The 26,376-nt window shown below is 55.5% G+C and carries 24 protein-coding genes; 19 read left to right on the top strand and 5 right to left on the bottom strand.

The window, feature by feature from the left end:
• Positions 1-210: 210 nt before the first annotated feature.
• The 10 genes from TH19_RS01310 to TH19_RS01265 all read left to right on the top strand — a co-directional run bounded on the left by TH19_RS01310 (position 211) and on the right by TH19_RS01265 (position 10,789).
• On the top strand, positions 211-1,260 hold the full coding sequence (locus TH19_RS01310) for a sirohydrochlorin chelatase (protein ID WP_114100763.1): 1,050 nt from the start codon (positions 211-213) through the stop codon (positions 1,258-1,260).
• A 33-nt stretch (positions 1,261-1,293) separates the two neighbouring features.
• Positions 1,294-1,977: a precorrin-8X methylmutase gene (locus TH19_RS01305; RefSeq protein ID WP_114100506.1), complete on the top strand. Its 684-nt coding sequence runs from the start codon at positions 1,294-1,296 to the stop codon at positions 1,975-1,977.
• Positions 1,974-3,227, top strand: a complete 1,254-nt coding sequence (gene cbiE / locus TH19_RS01300) for a precorrin-6y C5,15-methyltransferase (decarboxylating) subunit CbiE (RefSeq protein WP_114100505.1) — start codon at positions 1,974-1,976, stop codon at positions 3,225-3,227. The genes TH19_RS01305 and cbiE overlap by 4 nt, the downstream gene beginning before the upstream one ends.
• A complete protein-coding gene (gene cobI / locus TH19_RS01295; RefSeq protein WP_114100504.1) occupies positions 3,224-3,964 on the top strand; it encodes a precorrin-2 C(20)-methyltransferase in 741 nt (246 codons plus the stop codon). The genes cbiE and cobI overlap by 4 nt, the downstream gene beginning before the upstream one ends.
• On the top strand, positions 3,955-5,895 hold the full coding sequence (gene cobJ, locus TH19_RS01290) for a precorrin-3B C(17)-methyltransferase (protein WP_114100503.1): 1,941 nt from the start codon (positions 3,955-3,957) through the stop codon (positions 5,893-5,895). Before cobI ends, cobJ begins: the two co-directional genes overlap by 10 nt.
• The gene (gene cobM / locus TH19_RS01285) at positions 5,895-6,656 is read left to right on the top strand and encodes a precorrin-4 C(11)-methyltransferase (RefSeq protein WP_114100502.1); all 762 of its coding nucleotides are present in this window, start codon (positions 5,895-5,897) and stop codon (positions 6,654-6,656) included. The genes cobJ and cobM overlap by 1 nt, the downstream gene beginning before the upstream one ends.
• 175 nt (positions 6,657-6,831) lie before the next feature.
• Positions 6,832-8,235 carry a circularly permuted type 2 ATP-grasp protein gene (locus tag TH19_RS01280; protein ID WP_114100501.1) on the top strand — a complete coding sequence of 468 codons (1,404 nt, stop codon included), beginning with the start codon at positions 6,832-6,834 and terminating at the stop codon, positions 8,233-8,235.
• A 19-nt stretch (positions 8,236-8,254) separates the two neighbouring features.
• Positions 8,255-9,202, top strand: a complete 948-nt coding sequence (locus TH19_RS01275; protein ID WP_114100500.1) for an alpha-E domain-containing protein — start codon at positions 8,255-8,257, stop codon at positions 9,200-9,202.
• A gap of 1 nt (position 9,203) precedes the next feature.
• Positions 9,204-10,022: a transglutaminase family protein gene (locus TH19_RS01270; protein ID WP_114100499.1), complete on the top strand. Its 819-nt coding sequence runs from the start codon at positions 9,204-9,206 to the stop codon at positions 10,020-10,022.
• A gap of 17 nt (positions 10,023-10,039) precedes the next feature.
• Positions 10,040-10,789: a proteasome-type protease gene (locus TH19_RS01265; protein ID WP_114100498.1), complete on the top strand. Its 750-nt coding sequence runs from the start codon at positions 10,040-10,042 to the stop codon at positions 10,787-10,789.
• A gap of 77 nt (positions 10,790-10,866) precedes the next feature.
• Here TH19_RS01265 and TH19_RS01260 read toward each other — a convergent pair whose 3' ends face one another.
• Positions 10,867-13,350, bottom strand: coding sequence for a plasma-membrane proton-efflux P-type ATPase (locus TH19_RS01260; RefSeq protein ID WP_114100497.1), 2,484 nt, complete (start codon positions 13,348-13,350; stop codon positions 10,867-10,869).
• Positions 13,351-13,473: 123 nt separating this feature from the next.
• Between TH19_RS01260 and TH19_RS01255 the strand changes: the two genes are divergently transcribed.
• The 3 genes from TH19_RS01255 to bioB all read left to right on the top strand — a co-directional run bounded on the left by TH19_RS01255 (position 13,474) and on the right by bioB (position 15,994).
• A complete protein-coding gene (locus TH19_RS01255) occupies positions 13,474-14,124 on the top strand; it encodes a GntR family transcriptional regulator (protein WP_114100496.1) in 651 nt (216 codons plus the stop codon).
• 267 nt (positions 14,125-14,391) lie between these two features.
• Positions 14,392-14,973 carry a biotin transporter BioY gene (locus tag TH19_RS01250; RefSeq protein WP_114100495.1) on the top strand — a complete coding sequence of 194 codons (582 nt, stop codon included), beginning with the start codon at positions 14,392-14,394 and terminating at the stop codon, positions 14,971-14,973.
• 46 nt (positions 14,974-15,019) lie between these two features.
• Entirely contained in the window at positions 15,020-15,994 is a 975-nt protein-coding gene (bioB, locus tag TH19_RS01245; protein ID WP_258547777.1) for a biotin synthase BioB, read from the top strand.
• A gap of 117 nt (positions 15,995-16,111) precedes the next feature.
• Here bioB and TH19_RS01240 read toward each other — a convergent pair whose 3' ends face one another.
• Both TH19_RS01240 and TH19_RS01235 read right to left on the bottom strand, forming a co-directional pair.
• Complete coding sequence (locus TH19_RS01240; RefSeq protein WP_114100494.1) at positions 16,112-16,681, bottom strand: CHAP domain-containing protein; 570 nt, start codon at positions 16,679-16,681, stop codon at positions 16,112-16,114.
• Positions 16,682-16,742: 61 nt separating this feature from the next.
• Positions 16,743-18,050: an MFS transporter gene (locus TH19_RS01235; RefSeq protein ID WP_258547776.1), complete on the bottom strand. Its 1,308-nt coding sequence runs from the start codon at positions 18,048-18,050 to the stop codon at positions 16,743-16,745.
• A gap of 267 nt (positions 18,051-18,317) precedes the next feature.
• Here TH19_RS01235 and TH19_RS01230 point away from each other — a divergent pair, with 267 nt between their 5' ends.
• The gene (locus tag TH19_RS01230; protein ID WP_114100493.1) at positions 18,318-20,669 is read left to right on the top strand and encodes an alpha/beta fold hydrolase; all 2,352 of its coding nucleotides are present in this window, start codon (positions 18,318-18,320) and stop codon (positions 20,667-20,669) included.
• A 27-nt stretch (positions 20,670-20,696) separates the two neighbouring features.
• Here TH19_RS01230 and TH19_RS01225 read toward each other — a convergent pair whose 3' ends face one another.
• The gene (locus TH19_RS01225) at positions 20,697-21,038 is read right to left on the bottom strand and encodes a hypothetical protein (RefSeq protein ID WP_114100492.1); all 342 of its coding nucleotides are present in this window, start codon (positions 21,036-21,038) and stop codon (positions 20,697-20,699) included.
• A gap of 151 nt (positions 21,039-21,189) precedes the next feature.
• On the opposite strand from TH19_RS01225, the gene TH19_RS01220 reads away from it, so the two are divergent.
• Together TH19_RS01220 and TH19_RS01215 are read left to right on the top strand one after the other, a co-directional pair.
• Positions 21,190-21,798, top strand: a complete 609-nt coding sequence (locus TH19_RS01220) for a GntR family transcriptional regulator (protein ID WP_258547775.1) — start codon at positions 21,190-21,192, stop codon at positions 21,796-21,798.
• A 40-nt stretch (positions 21,799-21,838) separates the two neighbouring features.
• Positions 21,839-22,300, top strand: coding sequence for an OsmC family protein (locus TH19_RS01215; RefSeq protein ID WP_114100490.1), 462 nt, complete (start codon positions 21,839-21,841; stop codon positions 22,298-22,300).
• Positions 22,301-22,320: 20 nt separating this feature from the next.
• Here the strand turns inward: TH19_RS01215 and TH19_RS01210 are convergent, their stop codons facing one another.
• Positions 22,321-23,115: a class I SAM-dependent methyltransferase gene (locus TH19_RS01210; RefSeq protein WP_114100489.1), complete on the bottom strand. Its 795-nt coding sequence runs from the start codon at positions 23,113-23,115 to the stop codon at positions 22,321-22,323.
• A 177-nt stretch (positions 23,116-23,292) separates the two neighbouring features.
• On the opposite strand from TH19_RS01210, the gene TH19_RS01205 reads away from it, so the two are divergent.
• The 3 genes from TH19_RS01205 to TH19_RS01195 are packed head-to-tail and all read left to right on the top strand — an operon-like array spanning position 23,293 to position 26,302.
• On the top strand, positions 23,293-24,423 hold the full coding sequence (locus TH19_RS01205; protein WP_114100488.1) for an ABC transporter substrate-binding protein: 1,131 nt from the start codon (positions 23,293-23,295) through the stop codon (positions 24,421-24,423).
• Positions 24,423-25,484, top strand: a complete 1,062-nt coding sequence (locus tag TH19_RS01200) for a FecCD family ABC transporter permease (protein WP_114100487.1) — start codon at positions 24,423-24,425, stop codon at positions 25,482-25,484. The genes TH19_RS01205 and TH19_RS01200 overlap by 1 nt, the downstream gene beginning before the upstream one ends.
• The gene (locus TH19_RS01195) at positions 25,478-26,302 is read left to right on the top strand and encodes an ABC transporter ATP-binding protein (RefSeq protein WP_114100486.1); all 825 of its coding nucleotides are present in this window, start codon (positions 25,478-25,480) and stop codon (positions 26,300-26,302) included. Before TH19_RS01200 ends, TH19_RS01195 begins: the two co-directional genes overlap by 7 nt.
• The last annotated feature ends 74 nt before the right edge of the window (positions 26,303-26,376 follow it).

The raw sequence follows: 26,376 nt of genomic DNA, 5'->3' as shown, positions 1-26,376 counted from the left end.
CACCCAGTTCCCACAAGATATTCGATATCGGCGGCCAACCCGCCCACCATAAGTAGTATTTTCGCCTCTGATCCTGCCTTCGATATTTCTTCTGTTACCTGCCGCTTGCATTCCGCAAGCCAATCGGTGAAAACGGGGGTGGCATCGGGTACCGCGATGGCAAAAGTCATCGCGAAAAACACCAAAAGAGAGACAAAGGAGCAGCCTTTTATGTCCCCCAAAGGCGCAGTAATGATTTGCGGTCACGGTTCGCGTGATGAACGCGCGGTTTCACAGTTCAACGCCATGGTTGAAACGATGAAACAGACCCATCTGGCCGACTATGATGTCGAAAGCGGTTTTCTCGAATTTGCGCACCCGATCCTGCGTGATGGCTTTGAAAAGCTCAAAGCCATGGGCCACAAAAAGATTTATGCCCTTCCGGGTATGCTGTTTGCTGCCGGGCACGTCAAAAATGACCTGCCAAGCGAAGTGAACAATTTCGCCCATGACAATCCTGACATTGATGTCAAGTTCGGCCGTGATCTGGCGATTGATCCCAAACTTCTGATCGCCGCCAAAGACCGTATCGAAGAAGCCCTTGCCGATGCCGATGACAGCGTATCGCGTAAGGAAACCCTTTTGATGGTTGTCGGGCGTGGCACCAATGACCCGGATGCCAATTCAAACGTTTATAAAGTTGCCCGCATGCTTCAGGAAGGCATGGGATTTGGCCGCACTGAAATCAGCTATTCCGGTGTTGCCCATCCGCGCGTGAATGCCGGTCTGCGCGAAGCCATGAAACTGGGTTACAAACGCGTTGTGGTTTTCCCCTATTTCCTGTTTGCGGGTATCCTGATCGACCGCATTTATACCCACACCGATGAAGTCGCCGCCGAGTTCGGCGATGTCGAATTCATCAAGGCAGGCTACCTTAAAGACCATCCGATGGTGCTTGAAAGCTTTGCCGAACGCCTTGCCGAAATCGATACCGGCGACAACAATATGAACTGCCAGCTTTGCAAATATCGCGAGCAGATCATTGGCTTTGAAGGCGATGTCGGCACCCCGCAGGTCGGCCACCACCATCATGTGATGGGGATCGGCACGGACGGGCACAGTCATGGCCATAGCCACGGCCATCATCACCATGGTCATAGTCATGGCCACCATCATCACGGCCATAGTCATGACCACGCACACGATCACAGTCATGATCACGACCATGCGCACAGTCATTCCCATGATCATGGTGATACGAACAAATCGACCGGTTCCTGACCGGTCGATCCCCGAATTCTGAAAGGCGCGGCAATGTTTGACTATCTGCGTGATCCGCAGGAAATCTATGCCAAAAGCTTTGCCACAATTGAGGCCGAGGCAGACCTTGCGCGCTTTTCAAAGACCGAGCGTCCGGTTGCCATCCGTATCATTCATGCCTGTGGCATGGTCGAGATGGCAGGCCAGATTGCCTTTGGCGGTGATCTGTGCGGGGCGGCCACACGGGCGCTGCGCGCTGGCAAACCCGTGCTTTGTGATGCGGAGATGATCCGCCATGGCATCATTTCCCGCCTTTTGCCCGCAGAAAACCCGGTTCTATGCACCTTGAATGATGGCGATACCCACGGCCTTGCCGCACAACTTGGCACCACCCGGTCCGCCGCCGCGGTCGAGGCATGGGTCGATCATATCGAAAACGCAATAATTGCGATTGGCAATGCACCAACGGCGCTGTTCCATCTGCTGGAAGCCATTCATCAGGGCCGCCTGCCCAAACCCGCAGCAATCATCGGCATGCCAGTCGGATTTGTCGGTGCGGCTGAAAGCAAGGATGCCCTGATCGAGCATGCCGGCGACATCCCCTTTGTCACCTTGCGCGGCCGGTTTGGCGGAAGTGCGGTGACGGCCGCCACCGTCAATGCGCTGGCGCGCCTGGCACGCGATGATGAAACGACACCTGATGGCACCCTTGATCGTAAAAAGGCCGGGCTGTCATGAATGAACAATCCCCGCTTAAGGGCCGCATCACAGTGATCGGCATTGGCGAAGACGGGTATGATGGCCTGTCGCCGCTGGCGCGCAAAATCATTGAAAATGCCACCATCATTTTCGGCGGCACCCGCCATATTGCCATGTTGCCCGGGTCCAACACCGCCACCCAAAACAAATGGATCACCCCGTTTGAAGCCAACCTGCCCCTGATCGAGGATTGCCTTGACCGGAACCCGGTGGTTCTGGCCAGTGGTGATCCGATGTATTTCGGGGTTGGCAATACGCTGATTAAATATTTCGGACACGAACCGATATATGCAATCCCGGCACCATCAAGCATTTCCCTGGCCGCATCACGTCTTGGTTGGGCCTTGGCGGAATGCGATGTGATCACCCTGCATGGTCGGGACCCCGAAACTTTACGGGCCTATTTGCGCCCGCATGGCAAGCTGATTGCGCTTAGTGCCGATGGGTCGACCCCGGCACTGGTCGCGGTCATGTTGTGCGAAGCCGGATTTGATCAAAGCCGCATGTCGGTTTGCGAACGCCTTGGCGGCCCGGAAGAACGGATTACCACCCAGACCGCCCGCACCTGGCAGTCAACCGCCACTTCCATGCCCGATGTCAAATCGGTCGATCCCTTAAATCTGATCATGATTGATCTTGAAGCGGGGCCCAAGGCACGACCGCTGCCAACCGGGCCGGGATTACCCGATGATGCGTTCATTCACGATGGCATGATCACCAAATCGGAAATCCGCGCCCAAACCCTTTCGTCCCTTGCACCCTTTGCCGGTGGTGTTTTGTGGGATTTGGGTGCGGGATGCGGTTCGGTTTCGATTGAATGGATGCGTATGCGCGGCAAGGCGGTTGCAATTGAACGCGATGCCGAACGCTGCGCAATGATCAAAAAGAATGCGCTTCGCCTTGGCGTACCGGGGCTTGTAATCGAACAAACGACAATTGAAGACGCACTTGCCTTCGCAGACCGACTGCCGCGCCCAGATGCTATTTTCATTGGCGGCGGCATTACCAGTCAGGGTTTGCTTGATGCCTGCTGGAAGCTGCTTCCAAGCCATGGGCGGCTGGTCGCCAACACGGTGACGCTGGAAGGCGAAGAACAATTATTACGATTCTATAATGAAAACGGTGGCACGTTGTCGCGCCTGTCGGTATCCCGACTTGTCCCGCGCGGCAGTTTCAAGGGATGGAGTAATCTTGCCCCTGTCACCCACTACCTCGGAGTAAAAGCATGAACCGTGCGGATAGCCCCGCATCAAAAGGGCTTCTGGTTGCCGGAACCGCCTATGGGCTTGGCATTGGACCGGGGGAACCCGATCTGATCACGCTTAAGGCCTATAACATCCTGCAACAGGCCGATGTGATTGCCTATCCTGCCCTTGAAGACGGTGTCAGTCTGGCCCGCCAGATCGTTGATCCCCATATTCCCGAAGGCCGGATTGAAATCGCCATCCGCATTGAAATGGGCAAGCCCGCCGATCCGGTCTATGACGCCGCCGCCATCGAAATTGGCAAACATCTGGCAGATGGCAAAACCGTTGCCGTACTGTGCGAAGGCGATCCGTTCTTCTATGGCAGCTTCATGTATCTGTTTGGCCGTTTGGCCGAGGCCGGATATCCGGTCAAAACCGTTCCGGGTGTCAGCTCCATGATGGCCTGCGCGGCCCAGCTTGGTGCGCCGCTTGCCGCCAAAAACGATGTTCTGCAAGTTATTCCCGGACCGCTTGATGCCGAACGCCTGCGCACCCAGCTTGCCAATACCGATGCTGCTGCCATCATCAAACTTGGCCGTCATTTCGCCAAGGTGCGCGATGTGATCAACGAGCTTGGCCTGACCGATCGGGCGCGCTACATCGAACGCGCCACCCTTGAAACGCAAAAAATGGTGCCGCTGGCTGATCTTCCGGCTGATGCCAAGGCACCCTATTTTTCCATGATCCTGATCCACCGTCGCGGAGACGCATGGCGATGACCGCCCATAACAGCTCGAACAGCCCGGCATTGCCGACCAATCCGATTGCCCCGATTGCGGTGATTTGCCTGACCCAGCGCGCCCTTCCGACCGCACGCAAAATCGCCAATAATCTTCAGGGCGCCAGCGTCCATGGCCTGCGCACCCGCGTGTCGGTCAAGGATGTCGATGTTGCCTTTGACGATACCATTGCGCATCTGCAACAAACTTTTTCATCCGATCATGTGATCATTGGCGTTTGCGCCGCAGGCATTCTGATCCGTGCCCTTGCCCCGCTTCTGGCTGGCAAGTGGCAGGATGCGGCTGTCATTGCCGTTGACGAAGCCGGGGATACCTTTATCCCGCTTTTGGGCGGCCATCATGGTGGTAACCGTCTTGCCCGCGATCTGGCCGAACGGCTTGGCAGCAAGGCCGCCATCACCACACCGGGCGACGCGATGCTGGGCCTTGCCCTTGATGAACCGCCAGCGGGCTGGAAACTGGGCACCCCCGAAACCGTCAAACAGGCCACCGCCGCCCTTTTGGCTGGCGCATCCGCCCGCATCGAAGTCGAAGCAGGTTCAAGCGCCTGGCTGACCAACAGCGCGATTGCCCAAAGCGAGGATGGCAGTGTTCTGATCACAGCCACCGCCCGCGAAGGGGCCGATGATGATGCAATCAGTGATAGCGCCGAAACCGCCATCACCTATCACCCGCCGGTCCTTGCCCTTGGTGTTGGCTGTGAACGCGGCTGTCCGGCTGATGATCTTTATGAGCTTGTCATGGAAACTCTGGCCGGTCAGTGTCTGAGCGCCAAGGCCATTGCCTGTGTCAGCTCGATTGATCTTAAAGCAGACGAAGCAGCGGTCCATGAACTGGCCCGCCGTCTTGGCGTTCCGGCCCGGTTCTTTGATGCCCCAACCCTTGAGGCCGAGGCAGATCGTCTTGTGACGCCCTCTGATGTTGTGTTTGCCGAAACCGGCTGTCACGGCGTTGCCGAGGGCGCGGCCCTTGCCACCGTCGGACCCAATGGCAAGCTGATCGTGCCAAAGCACAAGACCAAGAAATCCACCTGTGCCATTGCCCTGTCACAGGATGACATCACGCCCGATAATATCGGCAAGGCACAAGGCAAATTGTCGATTGTCGGCATCGGTCCGGGTCAGATCGGCTGGCGTAGCCCCGAGGCCACCGCCCTGATCGGCCGTGCGACCGATATTGTTGGCTATCAGATGTATCTTGATCTGCTGGGATCGCTGATTGATGGCAAGGATTGCCACCATTCCGATCTTGGTGCCGAAGAAGCCCGTGCGCGTCATGCCCTTGAACTGGCAGCAACCGGCAAGGATGTTGCCCTGATCGGATCGGGCGATGCGGGCATCTATGCCCTGGCGACCCTTGTGTTCGAGTTGCTTGATCGCGAAGATCGTGCAGACTGGAACCGGGTTGCGGTTCAGGTTTCCCCGGGTATTTCCGCCCTTCAGGCCGCGGCATCACGCATTGGCGCGCCGCTTGGTCATGATTTCTGCGCGATTTCGCTTTCAGATCTTTTGACCCCGCGTGACGATATCCTGCGCCGTCTCAAGGCTGCGGGCGAAGGTGACTTTGTTATTGCCTTCTATAACCCGGTCTCCAAACGCCGTCGGGATTTGCTGGCGGTTGCCCGCGATATCCTTCTGGAACATCGCCCGGCGGATACGCCTGTCGTTCTGGGCCGTCAGCTGGGCCGCCCGGACGAGGAAATCACGGTCGTTCCGCTTTCGAAACTTGAAGTCGATATGGTGGATATGCTGACCACGGTACTGGTCGGGTCAAGCAACAGCCGCCATATCACGCGTGGCGAGAATGAATGGGTCTACACCCCGCGCGGCTATGCCAAGAAGGGTCCTGATGCCGCCAAGGCGCCGGTTCACAGCAGTAACGATACTTCCAAAAACGACAAGGCAGAATAATGACTGTTCATTTTATTGGTGCCGGCCCCGGTGCCCCGGACCTGATCACCGTGCGCGGTTTGCGTCTGATTGAAAAATGCCCGGTCTGTCTTTATGCCGGATCACTGGTGCCCGAAGAAATCGTCACCGCCGCACCCGAAGGCGCACGCGTGATTGATACCGCCTCGATGCATCTGGATGAAATCATCGCCGAGATTGAAACCGCCCACGCCAAGGGTCAGGACGTGGCGCGTGTGCATTCCGGCGATCCGTCGATTTACGGGGCGATTGCCGAGCAAATCCGCCGTCTGGATGATCTTGGCATTCCCTATGACATCACGCCGGGTGTTTCGGCCTATGCGGCAACGGCTGCTGAAATCGGTGCAGAGCTGACCCTGCCCGATATTTCACAGACCGTGATTCTGACCCGTACGGCCATGCGGTCATCGGCAATGCCCGATGGCGAAAGTCTTGCCGAACTTGGCAAATCAAGCGCCACACTTGCGGTCCATCTGTCGATCAACAACCTTGCCAATGTGGTCCGCGACCTGACCCCGCATTACGGCGAAGAATGCCCGGTGGTGATTGCCTATCGCGCCACCTGGCCCGATCAGCAATATATCTTTGGCACCCTTGGCGATATCCGCGCCAAGGTCAAAGGAAGCGGCATCACCCGCACCGCCCTGATCATGGTGGGCGAAGTGTTCGGACGGAAGGATTTTACCGATTCCCGGCTTTATGCTGCCGACCATACCCATGTTTTGCGCCCGGCCAAGGCGTAATACCGACCGGGCGGATGCAAAGTCCGCCCGTTTTTTGTACAAACGCCCTATGCACCGAGTTTATTTTTTCAGCACAACAGTTTTTTGCCGAAAAATCTGTCATTTCAACCCTGAACATCCTTGACCACCACACCCCCGGACGCCTTTAATCAAAAGGTAAATAAGGGGAGTATGCATGTTCAACGAGATGACGATGGACGACCAGGTACGCGAACCTTATCGCGCACTGGTTGACTGGATGGAAGCAAACGGCCCCGAGGTCCTCGAACAGAAGCGCCTTGAAGCTGAAACTCTGTTTCGCAAAATCGGCATTACCTTTGCCGTCTATGGCGAAGGTGGTGACCCGGAACGGTTAATCCCGTTCGATCTGATCCCGCGCATTTTCACAGCAAGCGAATGGCGTAAACTTGATCGCGGCGTCAAACAGCGCGCACGTGCACTCAACACGTTCCTGTATGACGTCTATCACAATGCCGAAATCATCAAAGCCGGGATCATTCCCGCCGATCTGGTATTCAAAAACGACGCCTTTGAACCGGCCGTGATCGGCATCGATCCACCGCGCAAGGTTTACAGCCATATTGTCGGCGTCGATATTGTCCGTACCGGACCCGAAGATTTCTATGTGCTGGAGGATAACTGCCGGACCCCGTCAGGCGTTTCCTACATGCTTGAAAACCGCGAAATCATGATGCGGATGTTCCCGGAACTGTTCAAAAACCTGCGGATTGAGCCGGTTGAAAGCTATCCGGACATGTTGCTCAAGACGCTGAAAAGCATCGCACCGCCCAAATGTGACCGTGAACCCAATATTGTGGTTCTGACACCGGGCGCGATGAACAGCGCCTATTATGAACATTCCTTCCTTGCCGACCAGATGGGTGTTGAACTGGTCGAAGGTCAAGACCTGTTTGTGTCCGATGACCGCGTGTACATGCGCACCACCCGCGGCCCGGCCCGCGTTGATGTGATTTATCGCCGTATTGATGATGCCTATATCGATCCACTGTGCTTCCGCCCGGACTCGGTCCTTGGGGTTCCGGGACTGATGAACGTCTATCGGTCGGGCGGGGTCGCCATATGCTCGGCTCCGGGTGCCGGGGTCGCCGATGACAAGGCGGTTTATACCTATGTGCCCGATATGATCCGTTTCTATCTGGGACAGGAACCGATCCTTAATAACGTTCCGACCTGGAAATGCGGCAAGCCCGATGACATGAAATATGTTCTGGAACATCTGGGTGAACTGGTGGTCAAGGAAGTTCACGGTTCGGGCGGATATGGCATGCTGGTCGGACCGGCATCGACCAAAGCCGAACAGGCCGCCTATGCCGAACGCATCAAGGCCGATCCGGGTGATTTCATCGCCCAGCCGACTTTGGCGCTTTCAGCTTGCCCGACCTTTGTTGAAAGCGGCATCGCGCCGCGCCACGTTGATTTCCGGCCTTTCTGTCTTGTTGGCGATGACATTCGCCTGACACCGGGCGGTCTGACCCGTGTGGCATTGCGCGAAGGGTCACTTGTCGTGAACTCGTCACAGGGTGGCGGGGTCAAGGACACCTGGATCATGAGCGATTAACAAGGGAAAGGGTTGAAAGATGCTTAGTCGTACCGCAGACAACCTTTTCTGGCTGTCGAGATATGTTGAACGGGCCGAAAACATGGCCCGCCTGATGGAAATGGGCTATCGCATGGCGCTGATGCCCGCTGTGGGCAATGGTAACCGGTCGGAATGGGAATCTGTCCTTTCTGCTTCGGGCTGCCATGCAGGGTATGATCCCGATGCCCCGTTGCGTCAGGAAGAAGTTGCCAATTTCCTGATTTTCAATCGGGATAATCCGTCTTCGATCATCAATTGTTTTGAATATGCACGCGCCAATGCACGCGCAATGCGTACCGCGATTACCGCAGAAATGTGGGAAGCACTGAACAATGCCCTGATGGAGCTTCGCCGTCCGTCGATGCACAATCTGGCCAAGAACGAGCTGCCGGAATTCATCGACTGGGTGAAAAAACAGGGATCTTTGTTCCGCGGGGCAACCGATTCGACCATTCTGCGCAATGACGGATATGATTTTATCCGTCTGGGCACCTTCATCGAACGGGCCGATAACACCGCCCGGCTTCTGGACGTTAAGTATTACGTGCTGTTACCGGAAACCAGCATGGTCGGCGACGGTGTGGATAACTATCAATGGACCACAGTATTGCGTGCGGCATCGTCGCTACGTGCCTTCCACTGGGTTTATCGCGATGATTATTCACCACACCGGATCGCGCATTTCCTGATTCTTAATCCGTTCAGCCCCCGGTCCCTTGCCCATTGCGCCGAACAGATCACTCAACATCTTGAACGACTGGCGCGCCATTACGGCCAACGCCATGACGTGCACGGGCAGGCGGTCGAGATGTATTCGCTTTTGACGCAAAGTGCGATGGACGAGATTTTCTCGAACGGGTTGCACGAATTCCTCAATGATTTTCAGGCCCGCAATGGCGCACTTTCGAACGCGATTGCCGAAGCCTATTATTTCGGGGGGCAATGACATGCGCCTGACAGTCGAACACAGAACCCATTACCGCTATGAAATGCCCGCACGTCACGTTGTGCAAAGCCTTAAGCTGACCCCGGCACAGTTCGAGGGTCAGAAAATCCTGAACTGGTCGATCACCGCCGAGGGCTGTGTGATCGGGGCGGAGTTCACCGATGGCAATGGCGACGTCATCAGCACGCTGACGGCGGGTGGGCCAGTCGATGCCATTGAAATCGTCGTGCGGGGCGAGGTTGAGACAATCGATACAGCCGGCGTCCTTCGCGGACACAAGGAACGGGCCTTTCCGGCCATTTTCCTGCGTACAACACCCATGACCAAATCAAGTGCCGCCATCCGCAAACTGGCTGACAAGGTCGCGAAAAAAACCAAGGATGTATCACTCCTTGATCGTGCCCATGCACTGTCTGGGGCGGTATCGGATGCCATCGAATATGCACCTGGCACCACCCATGTCCACACCACGGCCGCCGATGCACTGGCCGATGGCAAGGGCGTTTGTCAGGATCACGCCCATGTTCTGATTTCGGCGGCCCGTCATCTGGGCATCCCGGCACGATATGTGTCGGGATATTTGTTTGCCGATCAGGATGGCAAACCGCACGAAGCATCCCATGCCTGGGCCGAACTGTATCTGCCTGACTTTGGCTGGGTCGGATTTGATCCGGCCAACCGGTGTTGCCCGACCGATTATTATATTCGTCTCGGGGCTGGACTTGACGGGCAGGTAGCAACACCTATCAGGGGTGTACATACTGGTGGCGCGAACGAAAATTTGGATGTAACAGTCGTGATCGCGCAATCACAACAATAGCCGGACCAAGACGAAAAATGACCTATTGTGTCGGTTTGATGCTGAACGACGGGATGGTGTTCCTGTCCGATACGCGGACCAATGCGGGCCTTGATAACATTTCGCGTTATCGCAAGATGTTCACCTGGGAAGTGCCCGGTGATCGTGCAATTGTTGCCTTGTCTGCGGGAAACCTTGCCATCACCCAGGCCGTGATGAGCACCCTTTACGAGGCCATCGACGATCCTGAAACCGAACCGGGCAACTGTATCCTGAGTGCGCCCAGCATGTTCCGCGTTGCCGAACTGTTTGGCGAAGCCATGCAAAAGGTTCAGAACAAATATCACGACACGCTTGAACAGCATCACGAAAGCAGTGCTGCCTCGATCATGGTCGGCGGACAACGCAAAGGCGGGGAACAACGCCTGTTTCTGGTCTATGCGGCAGGCAACTTTATCGAAGCCACCACCGATACCCCGTATCTGCAGATCGGCGAACATAAATACGGCAAACCGATCCTTGATCGTGTCATCAGCCCCGACACCCCGATTCAGGACGGGGTAAAGGCCGTTTTGCTGTCGATGGATTCAACATTGCGGTCCAACCTGTCGGTTGGAATGCCGCTTGATCTTGCGGTATTGCCTGATGACAAATGCGCGTTTTCCGAACTGCGCCGGATCGAGGCCGATGACAAGGGATTCCGCGCCCTTTCCGATGCATGGTCAAATGCATTGCGCGATGCCTTTGCCGATATGCCCGACGAACATTGCGATCTTGCAGCCGAGTAATTGATCGGAAATCACCCGATCCAAATATCAAAGCCGGTCCTTTTCAGGGCCGGCTTTTGTTTTGGACCACCATCAGCTTACCGGTCCTGATGCAAGGACCCCTCGACACGGGCCAGATGCGTATGATGGCTTTGATGGCGATGGGTCAAAAGGCGATAGACCCAGACCTTGATAAAGCCAGCCGCAACAAACCAGCACAAGGCATACCCCCACACGACAAGCGCGTGATACCAGCCGATTGGCGGTACGAACCAGCCATAAACCGCCGCCAGAGTCCCGATGATCTGTGTGATTTCGGTGGCAATAAAAAGCTTCATCCCCGGATAGGGCTTTTGCCAGAAAAACCCCTTGTGACGGGTCAGATAAATCGTCAGATGCCCCGCCACCAGAAGTTTGAGAAACACCAGCGTCTGAACCTGTTCGGGTGGCAGGTGCAGCCAAGTTTCCGAAACCCAAAGCAATGTGAAAGACGAAACCACCCCGATCCCGCCCAGAAGGGACGCCATGGTCAGGGTATTGCCCATATTCCATCGCACCGGTTTTTCGGCAACATCGGCATTGTCATAGGCAATCATCATGATCGGAAAATCATTCAGAAGCGCCAGCAACACGATCATCACCGCTGTTACCGGATAAAAATCAAATACCAGGATCGAGATGGTCATAAACAGCAATACCCGGATCGTTTCCGAAATCCGGAAGGTCGCATAACTGCCCATCCGTTCGAAAATGCGTCGGGATTCTTCAACTGCACTGGTAATCACAGAAATGCCTGGCGCGGTCAGAACAAGATCGGCCGCCGCACGTGCTGCGTCCGTGGCGTTGGAAACCGCAATCCCGATATCTGCCTGTTTAAGCGCCGGGGCGTCATTCACCCCGTCACCGGTCATCCCGACGATATGTCCGCGATCCTGAAACTGCCGGACAATTGCGTATTTATGTTCGGGAAAGACCCGGGCGAAACCATCCGCCTGTTCAATCGCCATCGGATCGCGGGGCTGATTATTGCGATCAAATGCCGCATCGGCGGGAAGAATGTTTTGTCCCAATCCAAGTTGCCCGGCAACTTCACGTCCGATGGCCTCGTGGTCACCGGTGATCATGCGGATATCAACGCCCTTGGTGCGCAATTCGGCAATCGTTGATGCCGCATCCTCGCGTGGCGGATCAAAAAGCGGCAGCAATCCCAAAAATCGCCAGTGACCATTGCCATCAGAACTGGCGACACCCAGTGCGCGATAACCATGTGACGCCATGATGTTGATTTCCGCCATCACACGCGAATATTGCGCCACACTTTCAATGTCGGATGCCTCGTCACCGCACAGCAGAGTCAAAACCGCCTGTGGTGCGCCCTTGGCCACGCTGAACGTTTTGCCATCATGGATGATATCGGCCTCGGCCCGTTTGCGAACCGGGTCAAACTGTCGGAAATTGACCATGTCATAACCGGCAAGTGCCCCACCATCGCCTAGCGTCTTGAACACGGCGGCATCAATCGGATCGTGGCTGTCTTTTTCAGATGCCAGCGCACTTGCCAGCATCAATTCATGTTCATCCACCGCATCAATCAGAACCGGGGTACCAACTGTCAGAAGATTTTGCGTCAGAGTTCCGGTTTTGTCCGAACACAGGATATCCATGCCCGCCAGTTCCTCGATCGAGACCAGCCGCGAGACAATTGCCTTGATGCGCGCAAGCTTTTCCGCACCGACGGCAAGCGTGACCGACATGACCGCCGGCAAGGCAACCGGAATGGCCGCCACCGCAAGGATCAAGGCAAACAGAACCGTTTCCATGAACGGATCCCCGCGATAAAGCGCCACCGTCATGATCAAGGCAATCAGACCAAGGGTCACAAGGATCAGGAAATTACCGATGCGCAATACCGCCCGCTGAAAATGCGATTGCTTGCCTGCACGCTGCACCAGACTGGCAGTCCGGCCAAGATAGGTTCCCATACCGGTCGCGGTAACAATCCCGGTCATCTGGCCTTGTCGGGCGACAGAGCCGGAATACACCTCGTCCCCGGTCTTTTTATCAAGTGCCAAGGACTCGCCCGTCAGGGCGGACTGATCAACGCGCAAATAGTCCCCGCCCAGAAGCTTGGCATCAGCAGGAATGATATCACCAAGTTTGATGCGGATAATGTCACCGGGCACCAGTTCCTGTGCTGCAAGGTCGGCCCACTTGCCATCGCGCAACACCCGCGATGTTGGTGCAAGACGCTGTTTAAGCGCGGCAATGGCGTTATCGGCCTTGAATTCCTGCCAGAACCCGACCCCGGCATTCAAAAGCAGCATAACGATAATGATTGTAAAATCGGACCAGTGCTGCACAACGGCGGAAAGAATGGCCGCCACTTCAATCATCCACGGGATCGGCCCCCAGAAGAATGAAAGAAGCTTTTTCCAAACGCCGTTTTTGTCCTCGGCAAGGCGATTTTCGCCAAATCTTTGCAGACGCAAAGTGACTTCTGCCGAACTCAGCCCGACGGCCGGATCGGTTGAAAGCAACGATTGCTCGACAATATTGGGATCAGTTGCAGCCGTCTTTTTCATGACATTCGCATCCCGGATGTGGGTAAGGGAATTTACATCCGTTCTACGCTTCGCTGCAGCGCACAACATTGCGACACATCAATCTTGTCGACAAATTGATCCGGTCAAATTATCTATAAAATCATGACACAAAAGACCGACACCACCGTTACCGGGCGGATCACCCGCACCCTTGCCGATCGCATCATTGCCGGTGAAATTGCACCGGGCACCAAGCTGCGTCAGGATCACTTTGCCGAGGAATTTGGCGCAAGCCACGTCCCCGTCCGCGAAGCATTCCGCAGGCTCGAGGCCCAGGGTCTTGTTGTCAGCGAACCTAGGCGGGGTGTCCGGGTGGCAAGCTTTGATATCGCCGAGGTCCGCGAAGTTGCGGAAATGCGTGCATCGCTTGAAGTCCTTGCCCTGCGCCATGCGGCCCCGCATCTGACCAGCGCGATCCTTGATACCGCCGAGGACATCAACCGTGCCGGTGAAAACGCCAAGGATGTGCGTGAATGGGAAGACGCCAACAAGGCGTTTCATCGCATCATTCTTGAACCGTGTAACATGCCGCGCCTGATGGCCAGCATCGATGATCTTCATGCCGCCAGTGCACGTTTCCTGTTTTCCGGTTTCCGGATGGAATGGGAAGCCCCGACCGATCAGGACCACCGCGCCATTCTGCGGGCCCTGCGTGAACACCAGTTTGATGTTGCTGCCGCGACCCTTGCCCGCCACGTAAAATGGATCGGCACCAAGCCCGGTAAAAACAGTCGAAAACTGTCCGCGCTCTGATCAAAAATCCGAATTTTCTGGTCTGATGATTGGTGGCTGAAAGCCAAAGGCATCAGTCATGGCATCTTCACGCCTATAATTTCCAATTTTATAGATAATTTTTATTGTTTATTTTCATTACTCTATGAAACTTCTGGCATAATTTTCTGACAATTATCCTGATTTGATGTTTTTTGGATTGATTTCACGACCGGATGGCGGCGTAATTAATAGATCAGATTCATTTTTATAGATAATTTGAAAACAACATCAGAGGAACACGTCATCATGGCCCATCCCCCCACCCCGGACAGTTCGACCGCAATCCATAATCCGGCCATCAAGCTTGCCAAAAGCGGTCTGCTGATTCTGGCCGGTGTTGCTGTGATTACCGCCAGTGCAAAGATCACGGTTCCGTTCTGGCCGGTCCCCATGACCCTGCAAACCATGGCGATCATGGCCATTGCAGTTGCCAGCGGACCGCGCATGGCACTTGCCATCATGCTGGCCTATCTTGGTGCCGGTGCAATGGGCTTGCCGGTCTTTGCCGGAACACCGGAACGCGGGATCGGGATTGCCTATATGATGGGTCCGACCGGCGGCTATCTTGCCGGTTACCTCATTAGCGCCGGACTGGTCGGCGCCCTTGCACAGGGTCGTGGTGCATTTGGGCGGTTCATCGTCATGATGGGCGGCATGATACCGGTTTACCTTCTGGGTCTGGCGGGGCTTTCGTCCTTTGTGCCGTCCGAGCAGGTCCTTGCCCTTGGTTTCACGCCCTTCATTCTGGGCGACACCATCAAGATCGCACTGGTCGCCTTTGGTTTTGCGGCGGTAAACCGCCTTAAATCCCGTCATGCAGTGGCCTGATCAGATGACAGTCCCGCATCCTGAAATGACGCAACACGACACACCCGTGACCAGCCGGGGGTCGGCTGCCGATAACACCATTCGCCATGACTGGACCGTCGAGGAGATCGAGGCGATCTATCGCAGTCCGCTTCTTGATCTTGTCGGGCGCGCCAATGCTGTGCATCGCGCCCATCACGATCCGTCACGCGTGCAAAAGGCCAGCCTGCTTTCGATCAAGACCGGCGGCTGCCCCGAAGATTGCGCCTATTGCCCGCAATCAGCCCACCACCGCGAGGTCAAACTTGGCAAGGAACAGCTTCTTGATCCGGTATCGGTCATTGCAATGGCCAAACGCGCCCAGGATGCCGGGGCGGACCGGTTCTGCATGGGGGCCGCTTGGCGTCGGGTGCGTGACGGGGCGGCGTTTGACGCGGTTCTTGAAATGGTGCGTGGGGTTGATGAACTGGGAATGGAGGCCTGCGTCACCCTTGGCATGCTTGAACCCCATCATGCCAAGCAGCTTAAGGACGCCGGACTGACCGCCTATAACCATAATCTTGATACCAGCCCGGAATTCTACGGGAAAATCATCACCACCCGCACCTATCAGGACCGGCTTGATACGCTGGCTTCCGTCCGGTCACACGGTATTGATCTTTGCTGTGGCGGGATCATTGGCATGGGCGAAACCATCCGTGACCGGGCTTCGATGCTTGCAGTTTTGGCGGGATTTGATCCCCATCCGGAAAGTGTGCCGATCAATGCGCTGGTGCCGGTGGCCGGAACACCACTTGCCGGGTGCGGGCCGATTGATCCGCTGGAACTGGTCCGCATGGTGGCAACGGCCCGCATTACCATGCCCAAATCCATGGTGCGCCTGTCAGCCGGACGCACGGATCTGAACCGCGAAGCGCAGATCATGTGCCTGATGGCCGGGGCCAATTCAGTGTTTTACGGCGAAAAACTTTTGACCACGCCAAACCCGGAAGAGAACAGCGACAGCGCCCTGTTTGCCGCCCTTGGCCCGATTGCAGCCTGAGAACCGGTAAAAGTTCAACCCCCGAACCCGTGCCGCCCGCACGGGTTTAACTGGCGAAGCTCTCTATCCGTTGGGAGCTTCGCCATTTCTGTTAGCGAAATGCTTTGCCGAAATGGCCTAGTTGGCCTGTGCTGTTTCCTGCGGCTGATAGATAAAGCCATGCGCCGGGTAGACACTGCCAAAGGTGCCCTTGGTGTTCATCATGCGAACTTCGGACCAGTCATTGTTTGGCGAGACATCGACTACCGGCTGACGGTAATGGACCTTGCCACGGGTGCGTGAATCACTGCCCCAATTGGCGTGATTGACAAGAATTTTGCGGCTATCAAGGATCGCCGATACCACGGCAACATGGCCAAGCTTCAGGCGCGAAGTTTTGCGCAGCGCCAGAACCGATCCGACTTGCGGGCGGTTACCACGCTGGAAGTTCTGTTTGCCGGCCTGCGCCCACCAGGTCCATGCATCGCCATAAATCTCGATACCAGAGACTTGCCGTGCATAAGGAACGCATTGCAGGAATTTGTTGGTCGGCGGAAAGGCATTCAAACGCGAGCTTGGCACATCAACGCTGGCAAGCGTTGTCAGTGTATCACTTGGCATCGGACCGGTAGACTGGGTTGCGGAATTGCCCGTGCTAAAACACGCGGAAAGCACCAAACATAGTCCAACAATTCCCAAAAACCGCATCTGAATTTTCCCCAAATGACCTGCGTTTGTCCACCATAGGCGGACATGCCTTAATAATCCTTTACCGCACTGCATCCGAAGCAGATGCAGAACGCCGACCAATCGCGCCAATGCGATATAGCCGCCACAACCCGACAAAGGCCGCACACAGGATCAAGGCACCCGATCCACGCGCCGTATATTGAATGTTGCCAGCTTCGGATATAGCACCAAGCATCGCCCCGCCAAGGGCCATTCCGCCGAAACTTGTCGCACTCCAGAAACTCATCACCCGCCCACGCAGTTTGTTATCCACCGTCAATTGCAGGGCGGTTTGCGATCCAACCCCGACCGCAGTCAATCCGAACCCGGTCAGTGCAACCAGAACAACCGCAAGCTCGTACCAGGGCGCAAAACCAAGCCCGAACATGCCAGTTGCAGCCGCAAAGGCACCGACAATGGTAATGCGTTGAAAATCCGCGGCATTCGATTTGACCCGCGACAGCATAAAGGTCGATGCCACCGCACCAATTCCCCCGGCCGATGCCATCATGCCAAGCCCGGTGACACCGCGCTCATACACTGCCTCGGCAAAGACCGGCATCAGTTCGATCATGCCGGTCCCGACAAGAGAAACAAAGCATGACAGCGCTAACACGGACCGAATCATCGGGTGGGTTATCGCATAACTTGCCCCATCAACAAGGGCCGCCCAGATGCGTCTGCTTTTGGCATCGGGGGCGCGTTCCTGATGAATGGTCACAACCGAGATGACAAACACCATCGGCAGATAACTGATGGCATTGAGCATAAAGGCCGTGCCCGTGCCCCATGTGGCAATCACCACCCCGCCAACCGCCGGCCCAACAAGACGCGAGATATTGAAATTCATCGCCGCATAGGCAACAGCACGGCTCATAAATTCGCGCTGAACAATGACCGGAACCAATGACAGCCGGATCGGAGTCATCGCACTGCCCAAAATGCCCATGCTGCCCGCAAGGATCACCATCCAGGGAAGCGTCATCATCCCTGCATAGGACAATCCCATCAAAAAGAACGATACACCGGCCTGCGCAAGATTAAGCGCCATTGCTGTCCGGCGCAGATCAACCCGATCGGCCATAACCCCGAAAATCGGCCCCAGGAAAAAGGCCGGGGCGAAATTCAGGGCTGCGATCAACCCGGTCCAGAAGGCCGATCCGGTCAGTGACCATGCCAGCCAGGACATGGCAATTTTCTGAATCCACAAACCCTGTGTCGTGATGCATTGCCCAACCAGAAACAGCACAAAGTTGCGGTCCGAAAAGATCGAACGCGGAGGCGCAGATGGCACCGCAGGGTTTTCGGGCAAGTCGGGCGTTTGCGGATCGGGGGCGGCTGTTGGCACGGGGACTCCGGGTAAAGTCAGGGCGGAATTTGTCCATCAATCTGCCGGGGCAAACAGCGATGAAACGAAGGGCACAGATGATGTCAGGCAGGTCACTATGTATAGAAAAGAGATAGGTGCTTGGCATTAATTCTTCGCAAATTACTTGTACCATACCTTCCAATGGCACGGATAAAGACACATATCTCAATCGGGGAAACCTTCGGCACAGAACCGATAAAACGTCCTTGAAACCATGGCCTTAGGCCAAACCGGGTATCGCATTCCATGACCAATGAATTCCGCGATATCGAACGTGAAAAGTTCGCGATCAATGCCAAAACGTGCGAATGGACCATTCGTGCGATGACCGCCCTTCGTGCCAATATTGATATAAATATCAAGATGCACGGACCGCGCGACCATCTTGCGCAGGGTGACATTTTCATGTTCAACCACTTTGCCCGGTTTGAAACCTTTATCCCGCAATTCCTGATCGCACTTGAAACCGGGGTCTATTGCCGATCCATCGCATCGGGCGAGTTTTTCGTTCAGGACAACAGCTTTTCACGTTACCTGCGCGCCCTTGGCGGCGTGCCCAATGACTATGAACGCCTGTTGCCCTTTCTGGCCGAGGAAATCTTGCGGGGTGGCAAGGTCGTGGTGTTCCCCGAAGGCGGCATGGTCAAGGATCGCCGGGTTCTGTCCGATGATCGCCCGCATCCCAAACGCCCGGATTACAGTATCTATTCCCGCTCCGCCGATACCAGACGTGCCCATCACACCGGGGCGGCGCTGCTTGGCCTTTGCATTGACGGGTTCAAGATCGGGCTTTCAACCCTGATTGAAAAGGGACAGCGCGATGAACTTGCGCGCTGGGCCAATATTCTGGAACGCGACGAAGACGACCTTCGTGCGACCCTTGCCAAGCCGACATTGATGTTCCCGGCCAATATCACGTTTCATCCGCTGCGCGTTGACCAGAACCTTTTGGCGCGGGCAGCTGATATGTTCACAGGCGGGCTTAGCCCCAAGATGGCCGAAGAACTTATCATTGAAGGCAATCTGATGTTCAAGAAGACCGATATGGACATCCGCCTTGGTGATCCGGTTGATCCGCGCATGCAATTTAACTGGCTTGATCGCAGGATGCTGGCCCGTCGTGTTGCACAGGCAGACTGCATTGATGATCTGTTCACACCCGCGCGTGACCTTGAAAAAATCACCGACCGGGTCACGCAATATTCCCTGACCCGTCACATCAGGCCGCTGCGCGATCATTGTATGGCGGTGATGTATTCCAATCTGACGATCAATGTCAGCCATCTGGCATCGCGGCTGATCATGATGTGGTTGGCTGATGGTGTCACCGAGGTCGATATCAGCCATTTCGACCGCACCCTTTATCTTGCCATCAAGAATATCCAGCAGGCCGAAGATGTGCATTTGCATCGGGGCATGAAAAACCCGGCCGATTACATCGGCATTTTTGAACTGAACTGTCCGCAAATCAGGTTCTTTATCGACAGTGCTGTTCAGCTTGGCCTGATTGAACGCCGGGACAGCAAATATTGCTTCTTGCCGAAATTACAGGAACAGGCCGGTTTTGATCAGATCCGCATGGACAATCCGATCATGGTCTATGCCAATGAAATGGCACCAATTCATGCTGCCTGGCAGGCACTTGAACGCGCACGGGTCGAGGTCGATCATCTAAGCCCGATTGATATCGCCCGGCGTCGCTTTGACGACGAAGTTCGCGCCTGGTCATGGAATCGCGCAAAATTCAAAGACCCGAAATACGATGCGATTAATGAACAGGAAACCGCAACGGCCGATAGCCGCCCCTATCTGATGTTGCCCAACGGGCAAACGCGCTTTGCATGCGGTGTGTTACTGGTGCACGGTTTTTTGGCATCCCCGGCCGAGCTGCATGAGCTTGGTGAAAAGCTTTCAGCACTTGGCTATGCGGTGATGGGTGTTCGACTGGCAGGGCATGGGACATCCCCCCACGAGTTGCAGAAACGCAAATGGACGGACTGGCTGGCATCGGTCCGGCGCGGTTATGAGATTCTGGAACCATTTTGTGAACAGGTGATTATTGTCGGATTTTCGACCGGCGGGGCGCTTTCGGCCATTCTTGCAGCTGACAAACCCGAAAAACTTGCCGGGCTGGTTCTGGCGGGAACGCCACTTAAATTCCGCAATAAAAACCTGATGTTTGTGCCACTGCTATACGGGGCAAACAAACTGATGGGCTGGATGCCATCCGCACAGGAATTGCTCAGCTTCCGGCCAAACGAATCCGAACATCCCGACATCAATTACCGCAACATCCCGATTGGCGGCCTTCACCAGTTGCGCCAAGCCGTTGCCGAAATGCAGCGCCGCTTGCCCGATCTTGAATGCCCGACCCTGATCCTTCAGGGCGACGGCGATCAGGTGGTTGATCCGGCAAGTGCCAGCATGATCCGCCGGATTGCCAATAGCGTCGAGGAAATCGACGTTCAGATGATCAAATCTACCCGCCACGGCATCGTGAACGAAGATATTGACGACACCCATGGCCGCATCATCAATTTCATCGGCGATCATTGTCGCGCCGACCTGATCGAGCCCAGCGCCATTCCCGCCGAATAGCCTGTTACATTCGGACGTGCGTCGCAGCTATCCCGGAACTGCCGGAATGACCCGACGCAGATCAGGTTGATCATGGATAAAGGTCAGCTGGATCGTTGCGGGCAGCTCTGTCAAAAAGACGGGATCAGTCGTCATTGATTGTGTGCCCCCGACGCATTCGACTGCAATGTCACAGCCACGAAGGAAGGCACAAAAGGCGTCACATTGACGACCATCCATCACAAAGCGAATGGTGGCCATCTTGTTGGAATAGAACTGACTGTCTTCGATCCAGCCATGCGCCTTGCTGATCGCCTGTTCGACCAGCTCCATCACATGGTGTCTATCCTGACGGGTGATTGCCTGAAAACTGATTGGTTTTGGGCGCATTCATACCCCCTTTAGGGTCATCTTCCGGTGAAATGCACCGGCATGACCCACAATCCGGCCTACTGGAAGTCATAGCTTAAACCCGGCCATGCCGTGCAACAAGCTTGACGTCGATCTGATCATTACATAGTTTGGATCCATGGATACAAACATGATTACCCAAACCCTTCAAAACGATATTCAATCGGGGTTGCTTACCCCCGGTACCGTCCTGAAACAGGAAGAACTGGCCGCACGGTTTGGCGTTTCGCGCCAACCGATCCGCCATGCCCTGGAACGACTGCGCGCGTCCGGCCTTCTGGAAAAACGCCCGGACAGAAGCCTTGCGGTGACCGGGCTGATGGCCCGCGACGTCAAGGAGCTGGCGCAAATTCGCATCGCCCTTGAAACCACGGCGCTGACACTTTCTGCACCAAATCTTGATGCCAGTGCGCTGCGCAAGGCCCGCCGGCTTAACGAGGACCTGTTTGAAGAAGAAAACCCGGAAATCTTGGCCGAACTCGATCGCGACTTTCACCAGACGCTGTATGGGGCCTGCGGCAATGAACGCCTGCTTAAAATGATTGCTAATCTGCGCAACGAGGCCAGACGGGCCTATGCCCTGCAACCGATCGGATCGCGCCCGCGCAGTGCCTTTTACGACGAACACGCGCAAATCCTTGCCGCCCTGACAGAACAGGATGTCCAGACTGCATGTGATGTCCTTGCCACCCACATCGGGGTTACTGCCGGAACCCTGATCCCGATTGACCAGAACTGAGCCACCAGTCCCCAACCCTGATCAAATGCAGGAGCCCCGCATGAGCAGCTTTGGCGCAAATGTTATCTGGCATCGCCAGGAATCTGAAAAATTCACCGATCGGCGTTATTCGCGCGGCCATGCCTGGCAGTTTGATGGCGGAGTCGAAGTTCCGGCATCCTCGTCGCCGCATGTGGTACCAATACCCTATTCGATTGCGGAAAATGTCGACCCGGAAGAAGCATTCGTCGCATCACTTTCGAGCTGCCACATGCTGTTCTTTTTACATTTCGCGTCCGATGCCGGACTGGTGATCGATCATTATGATGATGCCGCGACCGGCGTGATGGAAACGGTTGACGGCAAAACCAGAATCACCAAGGTCACCCTGCGCCCCAAGGTGACCTATGGCGGGCAGGGCCCGGATATTGATCTTGAAGATGAACTTCATCACCGCGCCCATGAGGCATGCTTTCTGGCCAATTCGGTAACGACCGAAGTCGTGACCGAACCGGTTCGATAAGCCCAAAGTGCGACAGCCGCCTAGCTTAAAGGCGGCTTTTGCGCGCAAATGGCGTAACGGTGCTGCGCCCCGCGTTCCAGCCCCTTGGCGAAGCTGATATGTTTCTTTTGGGCGCTGTGAATCTGCTTCAGGTCAAAATCGACTGCAATCGGATCAAAGCCGACCTTTTCCAGCATCAGGGCAACTTCGTCCGCCCGCGCACCGTTGGAAAAATGCACCCGTGCCAGAATATCGCGATGGGTCTGCATATGGGCAACCGGTTCCACCGGTTTGCGCAAGCCAATGGATTCAAGGAAGCCCGCCATCACCTTGTTGAATTTGGTCGCCCAGGTTGGCGAGACAAAATCCCCGTCCACCACCAGAAGCTTCCCGCCCGGTTTCAGAACCCGGAACCATTCGGCAAATGCCGCCGCCGGATCGACCAGCGTCCAGACCAGATGCCGGGTGATGATCACATCATAGCTGTTATCATCTTCAAGGGTACGTTCCGCATCCCCCAGCAAGAACCGGATGTTTGATCCGCGCAGTTTTGATTTTGCACGCGCCTTTTCAAGCATCGCCTCGGACCAGTCCATACCGGTGACCGCAAAACCAAGATCATGCATCAGATGACTGATGACACCGGTACCACTGGCCAGATCAAGCGCCTGACGGCCTTCACCCTTGCCAAAATGACGTTCAAGCAGCGCATGCCACGCACTGCGTTCAGACTCGGAAAAAATCTCGTGACCCGGCTGTTCATCAAACGTTGCCGCGCGCATTGACCAGTATTCCTTGATCTCGTCGCGCAGATTGTAGTTGCTGGCCTGATTCATAATCGCGGTGCTCTCTCTGGCGTTTCGCGGCTTAAACCTGCGGTTCATATCGATATTTGACCAGTCCCTATGATCAAAAAGGATAATGAATTGCATTTTCATTGCGAAACATATTGATTTGCATTCTCATTAACTGATAATTCCGTCGTCAGGCAATCCTTAAATGAGGGAACGGGAATGAAATTGTTGGGTGCATTTGCAGCACTGACCATGCTGGTCGCGGGGACCGCTCAGGCTGCGAATTCGGTCAAGGTAACCGATGTTACCGGCCGGGAAGTTTCGATCAATCTGCCGGTCGAACGGGTGATCCTTGGCGAAGGCCGCCTGATCTATGGTCTGGCCACGCTCGATAGCAAAGATCCGTTTGCGCGTGTCGTTGGCTGGAAAGACGATCTGAAAAAAGCCGATCCGCAGACCTATGACATCTATGCTGCGAAATATCCGCGCATTGATGATATCCCGACCTTTGGCGGCATGAAGGACGGCACCTTTGACGTCGAACAGGCCATTTCGCTGAAGCCTGATGTTGTCATCATGAACCTTGAAGCCAAGGGCGCCACAGAAGATGGCGGTTATGACGACAAACTGGCCGCTGTTGGTATTCCGCTGGTCTATATCGACTTCCGCGAAGCACCGATGAAAAACACCGACACCAGCATGAAAATCCTTGGTCAGCTGACCGGCAAGGAAGACCGTGCAGCAGAATTCATCAAGTTCCGTACCGACAGCATCAAGCGCGTCACCGATCGCATTGCCAAGGAAAACCCGGCAAAACCGCAGGTCTTTATTGAACGCGCTGCCGGTTATTCCGATGAATGCTGCATGTCCTTTGGCAATGAAAACTTCGGCACCATGGTTGAAATGGCCGGTGGCGTAAACATTGCCGCCGCAATCATTCCGGGCACCTTTGGCACCATCAACCCCGAGCAGGTCGTCGCATCCAACCCCGATCAGTTTGTTGCCACCGGTGCAAGCTGGGAAGCCTATTCCCCGGGCGGTGCATGGGTTGGCCTTGGCCCGGATGCCGATATGGTTGAAGCCCGTCGCAAGCTGGTGGGTCTTTTGGAACGCCCGGCATTTACCGGCGTAAAGGCTGTTGAAAACGGTCAGGTCCATGCTGTTTGGCACCAGTTCTATAACAGCCCGTACCAGTTTGTTGTCATCGAACAGCTGGCGAAATGGTTCCACCCGGACCTGTTTACCGACATCGATCCGGAAGCAACCTTCAAGGAACTGCATGCACGGTTCCTGCCGCTGGATTACCAGCCGGGCTATTTCATCTCGATCAGCGATAGCGTCACGAATTAATGTCGACCAATCAAATCAGTATCGAAGCCGGGAGCGCGCATTACAAAGCGCGCTCCTTGCGTCGTTTTATGATCCTGCTCGCGATGGGCGGGGCTTTGTTTTTGTCCTTTGCCATTGATCTGGCGACCGGACCTGCGAACTATCCGCTCAGCGATGTGATCGCCACATTGCTTGATCCCTGGTCGGCCAGCGATCAGATGCGGGTTGTCATCTGGGAAATCCGGATGCCGATTGCCCTGATGGCGCTGACCGTCGGTGCGGCCCTGTCGACGGCAGGTGCCCAGATGCAAACCATTCTTGCCAATCCGCTCGCCAGCCCCTTTACACTTGGCATTTCGGCTGCCGCCGGTTTTGGCGCGGCACTGGCACTGGTTCTGGGTGTGGCTTTGCTGCCGGCTTTTGTTGATTTCATCATTCCGATCAATGCCTTTGTTATGGCGATGGCAACGGCCCTGATCATTCATTTCTTTAGCCGCATGCGTGGCGTTACGGTGGAAACCATCGTTCTTTTGGGCATTGCGCTGGTCTTTACCTTCAACGCGCTTCTGGCTTTGCTGCAATATCTTGCCAGCGAACAGGCCCTTGCCGCGGTTGTATTCTGGACCATGGGCAGTCTGGTCAAGGCGACCTGGACCAAGGTGGCGGTTACCGCCATTGCCGTGGCCATCGCTTTGCCTCTCTTTGTGCGTCAGGCTTGGGCATTGACCGCCCTTCGACTTGGCGATGCCAAGGCTGAAAGCTTTGGCGTCAATGTACAGGGACTTCGTCTGCGCACTATGCTGATCGTCAGTATGCTGGCTGCCATCCCGGTTTCCTTTGTTGGCACCATTGGTTTTATCGGTCTTGTTGGTCCGCATATCGCCCGCATGCTGGTAGGTGAAGATCAACGCTTCTTCCTGCCGGCATCCGTTCTGTGCGGGGCCTTGATCCTGTCGGCAACGTCGGTTCTGTCGAAATTGCTGATCCCGGGTGCGATCCTGCCGATCGGGGTGATTACCGCCCTTGTTGGCGTGCCCTTCTTCTTCTCGCTGATTTTCGCAAGTCGGAGGAAATCATGGTAACGCTTCGCCTTAATGATATCGGCACCCGCTATGGCAACGTTCAGGTGGTATCGGGCATCACAACCCCGGTCATTCAACCGGGCACTGTTACCGCCGTGATCGGCCCAAATGCCGCAGGCAAATCAAGCCTGTTCAAACGCATTGCCGGATTGGCCAAGGGTACCGGGGTGGTCGAACTTGGCACCAAAACCAAGGATCGTAACACCATCTGCTATATGCCACAGGATACCGGATCAACCGCGGTTCTGACGGTCTACGAATCCATCATTCTGGCCGCCAAGCAGGGATCGAGCCTGCGGGTAAAGGCCGATGAACTTGAACGGATTGACGAGATTTTGGCGGCCTTGCGCATTTCCAATCTATCTGGGCGCAACCTTGGCGAGCTTAGCGGCGGTCAACGCCAGCTGGTCGCGATTGCCCAGACACTGGTGCGTGATCCCAAGATTCTGTTGATGGATGAACCGACTTCCGCCCTTGATCTGCATCGCCAGATGGAAGTTCTGTCTTTCATGCGCGATATCGCCAAAGGGCAAAATATCATCGTGCTGATTGCCATTCACGATTTGAACCATGCCCTGCAATATTGCGATCAGGCCATGGCCATTCGCGATGGCAGGATGGTGGCCTTTGGCCCATGTGCCGAGGTGATTGATCGTGATTTACTGCGCGATGTCTATCAGGTCGACGGACATGTCGAACTGAATTCGCTTGGACATCGCCACGTCGTCCTGCGCGGTCCAAGCGATCAGACAGACAGCCGCCATGATACGGCGATCCTGCGCAATCCACGCAATGAAACCGCGCTTGCTGCTCAATAGGCAGGCGCGACTTTCTTTTTGATTAAAAACTTTGCATTTGGGGAATTTTCTGGTTCCATAGAAGCATTCTGATC

It is taken from the genome of Thalassospira profundimaris, assembly GCF_003326675.1.
Classification (GTDB): domain Bacteria; phylum Pseudomonadota; class Alphaproteobacteria; order Rhodospirillales; family Thalassospiraceae; genus Thalassospira; species Thalassospira aquimaris.
This window is presented reverse-complemented; position numbering and strand designations above follow the sequence as displayed.

Excerpts from the sequence above, each read along its gene's own strand:
- TH19_RS01310 (WP_114100763.1), top strand. The coding sequence starts at position 211 with ATGTCCCCCAAAGGCGCAGTAATGATTTGCGGTCACGGTTCGCGTGAT.
- TH19_RS01305 (WP_114100506.1), top strand. The coding sequence starts at position 1,294 with ATGTTTGACTATCTGCGTGATCCGCAGGAAATCTATGCCAAAAGCTTT.
- cbiE (WP_114100505.1), top strand. The coding sequence starts at position 1,974 with ATGAATGAACAATCCCCGCTTAAGGGCCGCATCACAGTGATCGGCATT.
- cobI (WP_114100504.1), top strand. The coding sequence starts at position 3,224 with ATGAACCGTGCGGATAGCCCCGCATCAAAAGGGCTTCTGGTTGCCGGA.
- cobJ (WP_114100503.1), top strand. The coding sequence starts at position 3,955 with ATGGCGATGACCGCCCATAACAGCTCGAACAGCCCGGCATTGCCGACC.
- cobM (WP_114100502.1), top strand. The coding sequence starts at position 5,895 with ATGACTGTTCATTTTATTGGTGCCGGCCCCGGTGCCCCGGACCTGATC.
- TH19_RS01280 (WP_114100501.1), top strand. The coding sequence starts at position 6,832 with ATGTTCAACGAGATGACGATGGACGACCAGGTACGCGAACCTTATCGC.
- TH19_RS01275 (WP_114100500.1), top strand. The coding sequence starts at position 8,255 with ATGCTTAGTCGTACCGCAGACAACCTTTTCTGGCTGTCGAGATATGTT.
- TH19_RS01270 (WP_114100499.1), top strand. The coding sequence starts at position 9,204 with ATGCGCCTGACAGTCGAACACAGAACCCATTACCGCTATGAAATGCCC.
- TH19_RS01265 (WP_114100498.1), top strand. The coding sequence starts at position 10,040 with ATGACCTATTGTGTCGGTTTGATGCTGAACGACGGGATGGTGTTCCTG.
- TH19_RS01260 (WP_114100497.1), bottom strand. The coding sequence starts at position 13,350 with ATGAAAAAGACGGCTGCAACTGATCCCAATATTGTCGAGCAATCGTTG.
- TH19_RS01255 (WP_114100496.1), top strand. The coding sequence starts at position 13,474 with ATGACACAAAAGACCGACACCACCGTTACCGGGCGGATCACCCGCACC.
- TH19_RS01250 (WP_114100495.1), top strand. The coding sequence starts at position 14,392 with ATGGCCCATCCCCCCACCCCGGACAGTTCGACCGCAATCCATAATCCG.
- TH19_RS01240 (WP_114100494.1), bottom strand. The coding sequence starts at position 16,681 with ATGCGGTTTTTGGGAATTGTTGGACTATGTTTGGTGCTTTCCGCGTGT.
- TH19_RS01230 (WP_114100493.1), top strand. The coding sequence starts at position 18,318 with ATGACCAATGAATTCCGCGATATCGAACGTGAAAAGTTCGCGATCAAT.
- TH19_RS01225 (WP_114100492.1), bottom strand. The coding sequence starts at position 21,038 with ATGCGCCCAAAACCAATCAGTTTTCAGGCAATCACCCGTCAGGATAGA.
- TH19_RS01220 (WP_258547775.1), top strand. The coding sequence starts at position 21,190 with ATGATTACCCAAACCCTTCAAAACGATATTCAATCGGGGTTGCTTACC.
- TH19_RS01215 (WP_114100490.1), top strand. The coding sequence starts at position 21,839 with ATGAGCAGCTTTGGCGCAAATGTTATCTGGCATCGCCAGGAATCTGAA.
- TH19_RS01210 (WP_114100489.1), bottom strand. The coding sequence starts at position 23,115 with ATGAATCAGGCCAGCAACTACAATCTGCGCGACGAGATCAAGGAATAC.
- TH19_RS01205 (WP_114100488.1), top strand. The coding sequence starts at position 23,293 with ATGAAATTGTTGGGTGCATTTGCAGCACTGACCATGCTGGTCGCGGGG.
- TH19_RS01200 (WP_114100487.1), top strand. The coding sequence starts at position 24,423 with ATGTCGACCAATCAAATCAGTATCGAAGCCGGGAGCGCGCATTACAAA.
- TH19_RS01195 (WP_114100486.1), top strand. The coding sequence starts at position 25,478 with ATGGTAACGCTTCGCCTTAATGATATCGGCACCCGCTATGGCAACGTT.